Source organism: Actinoplanes sp. NPDC023936 (assembly GCF_040639325.1).
Lineage (GTDB): Bacteria > Actinomycetota > Actinomycetes > Mycobacteriales > Micromonosporaceae > Actinoplanes.
Map to the genome: position 1 here is coordinate 1 of NZ_JBEZZR010000034.1, position 12,178 is coordinate 12,178.

Genomic DNA, 12,178 nt, shown 5'->3' on the forward strand with positions numbered 1-12,178 from the left:
TGCTCCCAGAACCGCACCTGCACCCCACGAGGCACCATCTTCCCCATCAAAACCCCTGATCAATCGAGTGTTGCAACCACTGATTGACTCCAAGCCGCCGATACCCGCTTGAGCTACGGCTCGGCCCCGGCCCCGACCCGGATCTTGGCAACTAGGGCAGCCCGGCCCCCGCGTTCCCCGGCAGCGTGAGGCGAACGTCCGCGCCACCTCCCGCACCCGCTCCCACCTCGAACCCGGTGGCCACCCGGCGCGCGATGTCCAGCCCCAGCCCGGTCGACCCACCCGCCGAAACCCCGCGCCGGGCCGCCGACGGCGCGAACCCCGGCCCTTCGTCACTCACCGTCAGCACAACCGGGTTCGCGGTGAGGGTCACCGAGAACGGGGTCCCGTCCGGCGTGTGCGCGAAGACGTTCCCGAGCAGCGCGTCCAGGGCCGCAGCCAGATCGTCGGCGGCGACGGACACCGGCACGGCCCCGGACGGCAACGATTGCCGCAGCTCACGCCCGGTGTCCTCGGCCAGCACCGCCCAGAATGCCACCCGATCCCGTACCACCGCCGCCGCGTCACAGGAAGCAGTGGGGGAGACCACCGCTCCGGGCTCCCGGTGACGCGCCTGCCGGATCACGGCGGTGACCGCTCGCGCCACCTCATCGGCCGCGGCCGCCACCCGGGCCGACTCCTCCGGGTCCCGCAGCGACTCCGCCTCCAGCCGCAGCGCGGTCAGCGGCGTCCGCAGCCGATGCGACAGATCCGCGACCTGCTCCCGCTCCGCGGTCAGCAATTCCTGGATCCGCCCGGCGAGATGGTTCAGCGCCCCGGCCACCTCCCGCAGCTCCCGCGGACCGGACGGCTCGGCCCGCGCGCCCAGTTCAGCGTTGGCCAGCCGATGACTGACCGAGGACAACTGCGTGATCGGCCGGGTGATCGAACGCGCCAGCCGATCGGCGACCAGCAGCCCGAGCAGCACCAGCGCGAGCCCGAGGCCGGCCAGGGTCAGCCACGCGCGGGCCACACCGTGGGTGAGCGCCTCCTCGGTGACCAGCGTGCGTACCACGGTGGTCCGGCCCGCGCTGACCACCGGCACCACGAGTTCGCGGCCCTCGTCGGTGGCCACGGTGAGTGCGCGGCCCCGGGCGGCGGCCAGGCGGACCGCCGGGGTGGGCGCGGCGGGCGCGCCGAGCGCGCTCCCGTCGGGGAGAAAGACTGTCACGGGTACGGGCTGAGCCGTCACGGCCCGCCGCAACCCGCCGACGTCGCCGACGAGCGGGACGATGGTCTGCACCGCGTCGCCGGCCCGGCTCAGCGCCCGGTCCTCGGCGAAGTCGCGGACCAGCACGGCGAGCGGCACCAGGAACGCCAGCAGGACCAGCACGGTGGTCCCCGCGACGAGCAGCGCCAGCCGTTTCCTCACGCCGGCTCGCTCAGCCGCACGCCCACCCCGCGAACGGTGTGCAGGTAGCGCGGCTCCTGCGCGGTCTCCCCGAGTTTGCGGCGCAGCCAGGACAGGTGCACGTCGACGGTCTTGTCGGCCCCGCCGTACGGCACCTGCCACACCTCGCTGAGCAGGTCCCGTTTCGTCACGACCTGGCCGGGCCGCTGCGCCAGGTGGTGCAGCAGGTCGAACTCGCGCGGGCTGAGCTCGACCGGCGCGCCGTCGAGCGTGACCGTGCGCGCGCCGGCGTCGATGCTCAGCCCGCCGACCGTCAGGACCGGGCTCCCGACCGGCCCGGCGCCGCGCCGCAGCACGGCCCGGATCCGCGCGTCCAGCTGCGCCGCGGTGAACGGTTTCACCACGTAGTCGTCGGCGCCGGCGTCGAGCAGCCGTACCATCTCGGTCTCCTCGTCCCGGGCGGTCGCGATGATCACCGGGATCCGGCTGACCGCGCGCAGCATGCGCAGCAGCTCCCGGCCGTCCAGATCGGGCAGCCCGAGATCCAGCACGATCAGATCCGGTCGTTCGGCCAGGGCGGTCTGCAGTCCGTCCATGGCGGCCGGTGAGGCGGCCACCGCGTGCCCGCGCTCCCGCAGGGCCCGCAGCAGCGAGCCCCGGATCGCCGGGTCGTCCTCGATCAACAACAGTCGTGCCACGGCTGCACGGTATCCGCGTTTCCTGGACGTCCGGCCGGTCCTTAACGTTCTCTTATCCTCCTCGGGCGCTGGCCTTAGCGGCGCGGGGCGCATAGTTGCCTCGTGCGGGAACGACGGGGACGGCGGCCACTGGTGATCGCCGGCGGGTGGCTGGTGGCGGTGGCGCTCGCCGTGCTGGTCGGCGTGGTCGGGATCAACCTGGTGGGCAGCGGGCTGACCGGCGAGCAGGCCGCGCCGATGACCGAGGACGAGGTGGCGCGGGAACTGCGGAGCCTGGCGTCGGCCGCGCCCTCGCCGCCCGCGTCGGCGGCCCCCTCCGCCGCGACACCCTCCGCTGTGACCCCGTCCATCGCGGCGGCCGGCACCTCGTTCACCACGCCGGGCGGCCTGGTCGTCGCCGACTGCGGGCGGATCCTCTCGATGGCGCCCGCGCAGGGCTGGGCGGTGGCCGAAAAAGATGGCGACGAGGGCGAGTTCCGCTCCTCGGATGATCCGCCCGTGGTGCTGGAGGTCGACCTCGAGTGCGTCGCGGGTCAGCCGCGGATCCTGGTGACGCCCGGGGACTGACCGCCTGGGCTTCACCCCGTCGCCTCCCCGGCGGGATGAAGCCCTAGGTGGGGCCGGAGCCCCTGCGGGCGGGATCAGGCAGCTGCCACGGCCGGGCCGTCGGCGGCCGACGTGGCGGCCGACTCGGCGATCCGGGCTATCTGCTGCAGTGCGTCGTGCGGATCAGCCTCCGGGTCGGCGGCCAGTTCGGCCACCTCACGGAGCAGATCCTGGTAGTCGGGACGGTGCGGGACTTTCTCGGCCACGCGCAGGAGCGCGGTCAGATCATTGATGGTGGTTCGTAGCCGGTCGGGGTTGAGACCTCCGATGACCACCGGTTGCAGGTTCGGCTCGTCGGTGGTGCGCAGGATGCCCAGGCGGAACGCGATGGCCACCGCGTGCGCCTGATCTCGTGCGCCCAGTTGCTGGTACAGGGCTTTGAGCCGGGATTTGACGGTATTCGGCGAGATGAACAGCCGCGCCGCCGCCTCGCGCGCGGTCTCGCCGACCGCCAGGGACTCGACGATCTCTTGCAGGTGTGGCGCCAACACTGGCCTGATCGCAACGGGCCCAGCGTGGCTTCGATGCGTATGCAGTGACATATCCCGCAATGTAGATCTTCGAATTCACAATCGACGGTTGCCTATCGTGCCAGCTCGGGATACGTTTGGGAGCGCTCCCAATCCCCAGGAGAGGTGTCATGTCCCGTATCCCCCTCGCCCTCGCTGCTGGCCTGCTGATAGCCACCGGAGCTGTCGCTTTCGCCGGGAACGCGTCCGCCGGAACGATCACTGGTTCGCTTTATCGTGAACCGGACACGTCAGTTTCCCGATGGGTCGCCGCTAATCCTTCGGACTCCCGAATGCCCGTCATTCGCGATCGCATCGCGAGCCAGCCGGCGTCGCATTGGCTGTCGAACTTCAACGTCTCCACGGTCAGATCCGAAGTGTCGGGATATGTCGGCGCGGCCAACGCGGCCGGGCAGATTCCCGTCCTGACCGTTTACGGCATCACGAATCGCGACTGCGGCGGCGCCAGCTCCGGCGGCGCCCCCGATCTGACGCAGTACCAGACCTGGATCTCCAATCTGGCCGCGGCCCTCGGGAACCGGACCGTGGTGATCATCCTGGAGCCGGACTCGCTCGCCCTGCAGACCTGCCTGAGCAGCGCCGACCTGGCCGCCCGCAACCAGGCGCTGCGCACCGCGGTCCGCACGCTGAAGGCCGGCAACCCGAACTCCAAGATCTACCTCGACGCCGGGCACTCCGCCTGGAACAGCGCCGCAGACCAGGCCGGCCGCATGATCGCGGCCGGAATCGCCGACGCCGACGGCTTCTACACCAACGTCTCCAACTTCAACCCGACGAGCGCCGAGGCGGCGTACGGGCGCTCGATCATCAGCTCACTCTCCGCGCAGGGCGTATCCGGCAAGCGGCAGGTGATCGACACGAGCCGTAACGGCGGCGCGAGCGGCGACTGGTGCGGCGACGACAACACCGACCGCCGGATCGGCCGCTACCCGACCGTGGCCACCGGCGACGACAACATCGACGGATACCTGTGGGTCAAGCCGCCGGGCGAGGCCGACGGATGCCGTTACGCGGCCGGCTCCTTCCAGCCCGACCTGGCGTACAGCCTGGCCAGCAGCGCCACCAACCCGTCCTCGCCGTCCCCGTCCACTCCCTCGTCAAGCCCGTCCAGCAGCCCGTCCACCAGTCCCTCGTCGAGCCCGTCGAGCAGCCCGTCGACAAGCCCGTCGCCGAGCCAGCCGACCGGCGCGTGCTCCGCCACCCTGCGCGTCACCAGCACCTGGCAGGGCGGCTTCCAGGGCGAGGTCACCGTCACGGCGGGCGCCGCCGCGATCTCCGGCTGGTCCGTCTCCTGGCCCCTGAGCGCCAGCCAATCCGTCACCCAGGCCTGGAACGGCACACTCTCCGCTGCCGGCTCCGCCGTCACGGTCCGCAACGTCTCCTGGAACGGCGCCCTCGCACCCCGCGCCACCGCCACCTTCGGCTTCCTCGCCAACGGCGCCGCCTCCACACCCACCCTGACCTGCGCCAGCGCCTGACCGAGCGGGGTCACTCCACCTCCGGGTACGGGTGACCCCGCCCCCGCGCGCCCCGCCCGTCCCCGAGAGTCCGCGCGGCCTCCCTGCCCGCTCCCGGCCGTCCGGCGACCATCGCTACCGGTGCGTGGTCACCGGGCGGCTTCTTCCGTTGATCGGAGAAAGTCGATTAATCTACCCGTGTGGTCAGCGACCGGATCAACGGCTTAGCCGCCATCCTCGCCGCCGTGCGCGCCGGCACTGGCAGCAACGCCGTGCGCGCCGGTACTGGCAGCCACGCCGTGCCTGCCGGCACCGGCATCAGTGCCGTGCGCGCCGGCGCCGGTGTCAACGCCGTGCGCGGCGGCGCCGGGATCACCCAGCCCCTGCTCGTCGAACGCGTCGGCCTCGGCCGCTCCGTCGTCGCGCAGCGGGTCGCCGAGCTGGAGAGCGCCGGCCTGGTCGAGGGCGCGGGCTTCGGCCCGTCGTCCGGTGGCCGCGCGCCCCGCCGCCTGCGGCTGTGCGCCGGACGCGGCGTGGTCGTCGGCATCGACGTCGGCGCGACCAGCCTGATCGTGGGCGTCGCCGACCTGACCGGCCGGATGCTCGGCAGCCGGCAACGCGCCATCGACGTCGCCGACGGCCCGGAGCCCGTGCTGACCCTGGCCGAGAGCCTCGCCGCCGAACTGCTGGAGGCGCGGCGGATCCCGGTGTGGGCGGTGGGCGTCGGCGTGCCCGGGCCCGTCGAATTTCGCACCGGGCTCCCGATCGTGCCGCCGATCATGCCGGGCTGGGACCGCTACCCGATCCGGCGGCGGCTGCGGGCGCGTTTCGGGGCGCCGGTGTGGGTCGACAACGACGTGAACCTGATGGCGCTCGGCGAGCTGCACGCCGGGCCGGAACCGGCCGGGCACATGCTCTACGTGCGGGCCGGCCTCGGCATCGGCGCGGCGATCGTGATGGACGGCCGGCTGTACCGGGGCGCGAACGGCTCGGCCGGCGACATCGGCCACGTCGCCATCCCCGAGGGCGGCGCGATCATCTGCCGGTGCGGCAACATCGGCTGCCTCGAGGCGGTCGCCGGGGGAGCGGCGCTGGTCCGCGAGGGGCGGCTGCGCAGCCCGCGGCTCGCCGCGATCCCCGATCTGCGCCCGCAGCACGTCGTCGAGGCGGCCGAGGACGGCGACACCGCCGCCCGTGCCCTGCTGCGCCGCACGTCAGCGCTGCTCGGCGGCACGCTCGCCACCCTGGTCAGCTTCTACAACCCGAACCGTCTCGTCCTCGGCGGCAGCCTGGCCCCGGCCCGCGACCACGTGCTCGGCGCGATCCGCGAGGCCATCCACAAGCGGGCGCTGCCACTGGCCACCCGGGACCTGCGGATCGAGGTCGCGACACTGCCCGAGCAGGTCTCCGGCGTCACCGGAGCGGCGCACCTCGCGCTCGACGAGGTGTTCTCCCCGGCGAACCTGGAGATCTGGCTGCCCGCCGGCTCACCCGACCAGGTCCCGCCCACCGTCTGGTGAGACCGCTCAGGTCCCACCCACCGCCTGGTGCAATCGCTCGAGTCCCGCTCACGCCGGGTGAGAGCGCTCAGGTTCCGCAGAACGTCTGGTAGCACGCTCCGAAACCCTCCGGCGCCGGCTCCGCGTACCGTTCCAGGCCGGGCCGCTCCCGGAACGGGTCGCTCACCGCGTCCAGCAGCGTCTCCAGGTCCCCGCCGGCCAGCGCCTCCTCGACCAGATGGTTGCGCGGGATGTAGACCGGGTTCACCCGTTTCGCTGCCTCGGTGTCCGGCTCGTGGGCTCGCCAGCGGGCCAGCCACTCCTGATCGGTCACCGTCGCGCCGAGATCACGGAACGCCGACGTGTAATCGAGCCGCCGGTCCCGCAGGTGTGTCAGCAGGCCCTCCGCGAGACCCCGTACCTCATGGTCGTCGATCTTGTCGGAAAGCCCCAGCTTGGCGCGCATGCCGCCGGTCCAGGCCGCGTCGTAGGCCGGCCCGAAGCCGCCCAGCGCCTCGGTCGCGAGCGCGACGGCCTTGTCCTGGTCGTCGTCGAAGAGCGGCAGCAGCGACTCGGCCAGCCGCGCCAGGTTCCAGTGCGCCACGGGCGGCTGGTTCTGGTACGCGTAACGCCCGCCGGAGTCGATCGAGCTGTACACCGTCGCCGGGTCGAACACGTCCAGGAAGGCGCACGGGCCGTAGTCGATGGTCTCCCCGGAGATCGTCATGTTGTCGGTGTTCATCACCCCGTGGATGAAGCCGACGAGCATCCATTTCGCGATCAGCTCGGCCTGCACGGCCAGGACCGAGGAGAAGAGCTCCAGGTACGGGCGGTCCGCCTCCCGCGCGGCCGGATGATGCCGGTCGATCGCGTGATCGGCCAGCCGCCGGAGCAGATCGAGGTCGCCGGTGGCCCGCGCGTACTGAAAACTGCCGACCCGCAGGTGACTCGCCGCGACCCGGGCCAGCACCGCGCCCGGCAGGTTCTCCTCCCGGCGCACCTGCCGGCCGGTGGTGATCACCGCGAGCGAGCGGGTGGTCGGGATGCCGAGCGCGTGCATGGCCCGGCTGACGATGAATTCCCGCAGCATCGGCCCGACCGCCGCGAACCCGTCCCCGCCGCGCGCGAACGGCGTGCGCCCCGAACCCTTCAGATGCAGGTCGCGCAACCCGCCATCGGGCCCGGTGAACTCGCCGATCAGCAGCGCGCGCCCGTCACCGAGCCGGGGCGAATAGCCACCGAACTGGTGGCCCGCGTAGGCCTGCGCCACCGGGGTGGCGCCCGGCGGCGCCTCGGTCCCGGCGAGCAGCCGGAGGCCGGCCGGCCCGCGCAGCCACTCCGGGTCGAAGCCCAGCTCCGTGGCGAGCTGATCGTCCAGCACGAGCACCGCCGCGCCGGGCGAATCCACGCCCTGCCACGGCACCGCCATCTCCGGCAGCTCGCGGGCGAACCGGCTGTCAAACGAGGGCATCTCCACCCGGCAACCTTACTCGCCGCGATGCGCCGGCACTCGTCGCGACGTGTCGCCGTAGCCCGCGCGTAAGCGGTCCCACCGGCGTGTCGAGGCCCGGGCCCCGCAGCGACGCCACGGTCAGCCCTGGACCTCGTCGGTGTACGCCTCCAGCCGCTCGGCCAGCTCCCGGGGCCGGCTCAGCGCCGGGGTGTGCCCGCCGGCGATCTCGTCCGGGACGATGCCGAGCCGCTCCCGGGCGACGCGGCGCACGAACGCCGGTGGGAGCAACCGGTCGTCGCGGCAGAGCAGCACCCTGGTCGGGACGTCCGGCCAGGCGCGCAGTGGTGACGGCTCGCCCAGGCGTACCTCGGACTGGGCCCGTCCCCGCTGCCGCGCCTCGGCGGCGAGAGCGGGCGGGACGTCCTGATAGAACAGGTCGTCGTAGTCGCCGGAATGGTCGTAGCCGGTGTTCGCCCAGTAGTCGGCGGGCGCCTCACCCGGTGCCGGGATCATCGGCGCGACGAGCACCAGCATGTCGGCCGGAACCCGGTCACAGACCAGCGGCGCCACGAAGCCGCCGAGCGACTGCCCGGCGACGACCAGGCCGTACTGTCCGTCCCGGCTGGTCTGCCCGTCCCGGCTGGTCTGCCCGTCTCGGCCGGCCCGGCCGTTCATCGCCGTGACGACCGCGTCCGCGTACTCCGGCAGCCCCGCCGTGTCGTCGTCACACGGCAGATCCGGCGCGACAGTGCGATGACCGCGCGCCCGCAGCTCCGCCTCGACGAGATGCCAGTACCACCCGACGTCACCGGCGCCGTGAATCAGTACGAATGTGGCCACACAACCGAGGTTATCGATGTGTGGGTAGCCTCGCGGGGTGACGACGATTCTGGTGCCGTATCACCACGACGAACGGCTGGCCGACGACGACATCCCGGTGCAGGCGGACCACACGGTGCACGCGGCGCAGGCCGGCGGCGACGAGCGCGGCGCCGGGGTGGGCGATCAGTGGCAGCGCAACGCCGTCGTGGGCCGGGCCACGGCCGCCGCGGTGGCCCCGGTGGTGGCGGCCGGCACGATTCCGGTCGTGTTCTCCGGCGACTGCCTGGTGGCCGGCGCGACGGTCGCGGGCGTGCAGCAGGCCGGCGTGGACCCGGCCGTGATCTGGTTCGACGCGCACGGCGACGTGCACACCCTGGAGACGAGCAGTTCCGGTTATCTGGGCGGATTGTCGTTACGGGTCATCACCGGTGCCCACCGGGACCGATACGCCGACCTGATCGGCCTGCGCCCGGTCGCCCCGGAGCGCGCCGTGCTGGTCGACGCCCGCGATCTGGACCCGGCCGAGGCGGACTACCTGGCCTTCAGCCCGACCCGCCGCATCCCGGTCCCGGAGGTCTCCGCGGAGACGATCCCGCCCGGCCCGCTGGTCCTGCACGTCGACCTGGACGTGATCGACGCGGCCGACCTCCCGGGCCTCCGTTTCCCCGCCGTGGGTGGTCCCTCAGCGGACGCCGTCCTGGAGGCGTGCCGCCGCGTCTTCGCCACGGGCCGGGTGGTGGCCTTCGACGTGGCATGCCCGTGGTGGCCGGCTACCGGCGACCAGGCGAAGCCCCGGGCACAGCTGCTCACCATCCTGCAATCCCTCCCCACGACGTAGCCACAGCTCTCTCCGCAGGCTGGTCCGGCTGGTCCGGCTGGTCCGGCTGGTCCGCCCCCGTGTTGGGTTCCACGATCTGGCCCACCGCCGAGCCGAGCCGTAGTTCAGGCAGGTATAGCGCGGTTGTGGCCTGCGCCGGCTACGGCTGAGCACGTCGAGCCGTAGTTCAGACAGGTACAAGCCTGCGCCGGCTACGGCTCGGTGCGGCGCAACGCTCACCCGCTTCGGCTGCGGCTCCGGGCGGGACCACTGAGCGCGGCCCCGCCCGTACCCGATGGTCAGACGCAGTTGATGGGGCTCGGGGGTGTGTTGGCGCTGCCGGAGGAGGCGGTGAACCCCCAGCTCGTCGTCGCGCCGGCGGCCAGTGAACCGTTGTAGGCCGCGTTGCGGGCCGTGACCGTCTCGCCCGAGGTGGTCACCGTGGCGTTCCAGGAGTTGGTGAACCGCTGAGCGTTCGGCCAGGTCCAGCTGACGGTCCAGCCGCTGATCGGCGCCGCGCCGGCCTTGACCGTCACGGTGCCCTGGAATCCGCCCTGCCACGAGTTGTTGATCGTGTAGGTGGCGGTGCAGGCCCCGGTAGGAGTGGACGGGGAGGGAGACGTGGACGGGGACGGGGACGACGAGGACGGCGGCGGCGACGACGGCTGCTGGCCGCCGAAGACGGACGCCTCGACCGAGGTCGCCTTGATCCCGTTCGCGCCGTTGAAGATCCGCTGGCCCCATGTCGTCAGCGCCGAGGCGTTGAAGTTGGTGACCATGTCGAGGTATTCGACGCCACCGCCGTTGCCGCTCCACGACCAGCCCAGATAGCCGATCCCGCGGGCCTGCGCGGTGGCCAGGATGGTGTCCTCGTCGGGGTTGCCGTCGGAGTGGTCGAAGCCGAACTCGCCGACCACGATCGGCAGGCCGGCGGTCTGGAAGCGGCCGAGGTAATCGTTGATCTCGGCGGCCGTGTCGAAGACGCCGTACATGTGGATCGAGAAGACGGTGTTCCGGTTCGGGTCGGCGGCGAAGACCGAGGCGGCGTTGTCGCGCATGATGAACTGCCAGTCCTGGCCCCAGTTCGGCGCGTCCACCATGATCTGGTGCTGGAATCCGGCGGCGCGCAGGCGCGTGATCGCACTCTTCGTGTCGGCGGTCCAGTTCGACGCGGCGCTACCGTTGCCGTAGGGCTCGTTGCCGATGTTCAGGATGACGTAGGACTCCTGGCCGTCCAGCGCCGACTTCACGGAGATCCAGTAATCGACGGCCTGAGCCAGGGTGGCGGCGCCGGCTTGCTCGCCGTAACCCGTGGTGTCGTGCACTTCGAGCACGCAGATCAGCCGGTTCGCCTTGCACTGGCTGATCACGTTGGTGACGTCGGACGCCTCGTTCTTGGTCCAGCGCTGGCCACTCGCGAGGACGACGCGGACCGTGTTGGCGCCGAGCGCCTTGATGCCGGAGAGTGACGAGTTGAGCTGCGACGGATACCAGGTGTGTGCGTGGTTGACGCCGCGCATCACGAACGGTTTGCCGTTCGCGTCGACGATCGTGGTGCCGGAGACGCTGAAGCCGGTGGCGGCCTGAGCGGGCTGGGCGGCGACGAGGACGGCCGCCGCACCGCAGAGCAGGGCGGCAAGGCCACCCCACCATTTCGATCTCATGGGGGATTCCTCCTGGGGACGATTCACTTCCGGGAGCGCTCCCAAGATGCGCCGTCTCATCCACCCCTGTCAACGTCCGAGACTGACAATCTTAAGTAATTTACAATTCCCACTGCCTCAGGTGTACGGGTGAAGCGCCGCAGCCGTGACCCCCCGGGAGAGGTAGCCCCCGAGCGTGTGGAAGTCGACTTTCCCCAGGTGGACGGTGTCATGGAGATCCACCGGGAACCGTCCGCCCAGCTCGGCCGGCAGCGCCACCAGATCACCCGGATCCGCGACGTTGACCCAGCGACGCACTCCGCCCGGCCGCCGGCCCCGCCCACCCACCGGCTCCGGAACCAGGCCGTCGAAGACCGCGCCCGGCAACCCGAGCGTCAGCAGCAGATCGACCTCCCGCTCCGGATGCGCGCAGAGCGCCTCGTACGCGACCACCGACCCGAGCGAGTGCGCCACCACGACCCGCGCCCCGGCCGCGTCGATCGCGTCCATGACGATCTGCCGGCAGCGCTCCCGGACGCCCGGCCGGGTCCGATAGCCGGAGACCTCGCGCAGCAGCGCCGTCATGATCCGGCCGATCGTCCGGGCGTCCGGATCGCCGTGCCGGGCCAGCCAGTCCAGTCCCTGCCGCAGCGGAGGGGCCGCGGGAGCCTGGGCGGTCTCGGCCGGAACCCCGGCCTGCCGCATCCACTCCCGCGCCCAGGACTGCTCGGCGGGCGTCAGCGTCTCCGGGTCGTCGGCGCCCGGGGGCTGGTCGTCGAGCAGGTGCGCGTAGTAGGCCGCCGCGAGCCGTGGCGCGGGATCGGTCAGGCCGGCGTCGCGGTACCCGGCGGCCAGCTTGTCGCTCCAGCGCACCGCGAGGAGTTCGGCCGCCGCGGCGGGGGTGACGCCGGACTGGCGGCTCCAGATGCCGTGCACGGCGACGACGGTCATGAGGTTCCTTCATGGACGGTGATGACGGAACGCTATCCGACGGCAACCATCGGTGACCAGGTGGTCACTCGGCGGCCTGGCGCACGGCGACCACCACCGTGCCGGCGGTGAAGAACGGCAGCGCGCGGAGCCGCAGCGCGCCCAAGTTCCACACGCGGGTGCGAAACGGGCGGCGTGTGTGGAGTTGGGGTGCGGAGCGTGCCCAAGTTCCACACGCGGGGGCGAAACGGGCGGGGCGTGTGGAATTCGGGTGCGGAGCGTGCCCGAGTTCCACACGCGGATGCGAAACGGGCGGGGCGTGTTGAATTCGGG

Annotated in this window: 11 protein-coding genes; 4 read left to right on the forward strand and 7 right to left on the reverse strand. The window is 72.1% G+C overall.

Annotation, left to right across the window (positions count from 1 at the left end; all coding sequences use genetic code 11):
* Positions 1-151: 151 nt before the first annotated feature.
* Both AB0F72_RS32125 and AB0F72_RS32130 read right to left on the reverse strand, forming a co-directional pair.
* A complete protein-coding gene (locus AB0F72_RS32125) occupies positions 152-1,411 on the reverse strand; it encodes a HAMP domain-containing sensor histidine kinase (RefSeq protein ID WP_360439170.1) in 1,260 nt (419 codons plus the stop codon).
* Positions 1,408-2,088: a response regulator transcription factor gene (locus tag AB0F72_RS32130; protein WP_360439173.1), complete on the reverse strand. Its 681-nt coding sequence runs from the start codon at positions 2,086-2,088 to the stop codon at positions 1,408-1,410. The genes AB0F72_RS32125 and AB0F72_RS32130 overlap by 4 nt, the downstream gene beginning before the upstream one ends.
* A gap of 102 nt (positions 2,089-2,190) precedes the next feature.
* Between AB0F72_RS32130 and AB0F72_RS32135 the strand changes: the two genes are divergently transcribed.
* Positions 2,191-2,655, forward strand: coding sequence for a hypothetical protein (locus tag AB0F72_RS32135; RefSeq protein ID WP_360439176.1), 465 nt, complete (start codon positions 2,191-2,193; stop codon positions 2,653-2,655).
* A 74-nt stretch (positions 2,656-2,729) separates the two neighbouring features.
* Here AB0F72_RS32135 and AB0F72_RS32140 read toward each other — a convergent pair whose 3' ends face one another.
* Positions 2,730-3,236, reverse strand: a complete 507-nt coding sequence (locus AB0F72_RS32140; RefSeq protein ID WP_360439179.1) for a helix-turn-helix transcriptional regulator — start codon at positions 3,234-3,236, stop codon at positions 2,730-2,732.
* Positions 3,237-3,496: 260 nt separating this feature from the next.
* Between AB0F72_RS32140 and AB0F72_RS32145 the strand changes: the two genes are divergently transcribed.
* Positions 3,497-4,702 (forward strand): glycoside hydrolase family 6 protein, encoded by a 1,206-nt coding sequence (locus AB0F72_RS32145; RefSeq protein WP_360439182.1) that lies wholly within the window; start codon positions 3,497-3,499, stop codon positions 4,700-4,702.
* A 224-nt stretch (positions 4,703-4,926) separates the two neighbouring features.
* Complete coding sequence (locus tag AB0F72_RS32150; RefSeq protein ID WP_360439185.1) at positions 4,927-6,201, forward strand: ROK family transcriptional regulator; 1,275 nt, start codon at positions 4,927-4,929, stop codon at positions 6,199-6,201.
* A gap of 67 nt (positions 6,202-6,268) precedes the next feature.
* On the opposite strand, the gene AB0F72_RS32155 is transcribed toward AB0F72_RS32150, so the two are convergent.
* The gene (locus AB0F72_RS32155; protein ID WP_360439188.1) at positions 6,269-7,651 is read right to left on the reverse strand and encodes a protein adenylyltransferase SelO; all 1,383 of its coding nucleotides are present in this window, start codon (positions 7,649-7,651) and stop codon (positions 6,269-6,271) included.
* A 120-nt stretch (positions 7,652-7,771) separates the two neighbouring features.
* Positions 7,772-8,473 (reverse strand): alpha/beta hydrolase, encoded by a 702-nt coding sequence (locus tag AB0F72_RS32160; RefSeq protein ID WP_360439191.1) that lies wholly within the window; start codon positions 8,471-8,473, stop codon positions 7,772-7,774.
* A 37-nt stretch (positions 8,474-8,510) separates the two neighbouring features.
* Here AB0F72_RS32160 and AB0F72_RS32165 point away from each other — a divergent pair, with 37 nt between their 5' ends.
* Positions 8,511-9,293: an arginase family protein gene (locus tag AB0F72_RS32165; protein ID WP_360439194.1), complete on the forward strand. Its 783-nt coding sequence runs from the start codon at positions 8,511-8,513 to the stop codon at positions 9,291-9,293.
* Positions 9,294-9,571: 278 nt separating this feature from the next.
* Here AB0F72_RS32165 and AB0F72_RS32170 read toward each other — a convergent pair whose 3' ends face one another.
* On the reverse strand, positions 9,572-10,936 hold the full coding sequence (locus AB0F72_RS32170) for a cellulase family glycosylhydrolase (protein WP_360439197.1): 1,365 nt from the start codon (positions 10,934-10,936) through the stop codon (positions 9,572-9,574).
* Positions 10,937-11,053: 117 nt separating this feature from the next.
* On the reverse strand, positions 11,054-11,866 hold the full coding sequence (locus AB0F72_RS32175; RefSeq protein WP_360439200.1) for a hypothetical protein: 813 nt from the start codon (positions 11,864-11,866) through the stop codon (positions 11,054-11,056).
* Positions 11,867-12,178: the final 312 nt, after the last annotated feature.

What these genes read in the sequence shown, in the direction of transcription:
- AB0F72_RS32140 (WP_360439179.1), bottom strand. Translation starts at nt 3,236, where the DNA reads ATGTCACTGCATACGCATCGAAGCCACGCTGGGCCCGTTGCGATCAGG.
- AB0F72_RS32145 (WP_360439182.1), top strand. Translation starts at nt 3,497, where the DNA reads ATGCCCGTCATTCGCGATCGCATCGCGAGCCAGCCGGCGTCGCATTGG.
- AB0F72_RS32155 (WP_360439188.1), bottom strand. Translation starts at nt 7,651, where the DNA reads ATGCCCTCGTTTGACAGCCGGTTCGCCCGCGAGCTGCCGGAGATGGCG.
- AB0F72_RS32170 (WP_360439197.1), bottom strand. Translation starts at nt 10,936, where the DNA reads ATGAGATCGAAATGGTGGGGTGGCCTTGCCGCCCTGCTCTGCGGTGCG.
- AB0F72_RS32175 (WP_360439200.1), bottom strand. Translation starts at nt 11,866, where the DNA reads ATGACCGTCGTCGCCGTGCACGGCATCTGGAGCCGCCAGTCCGGCGTC.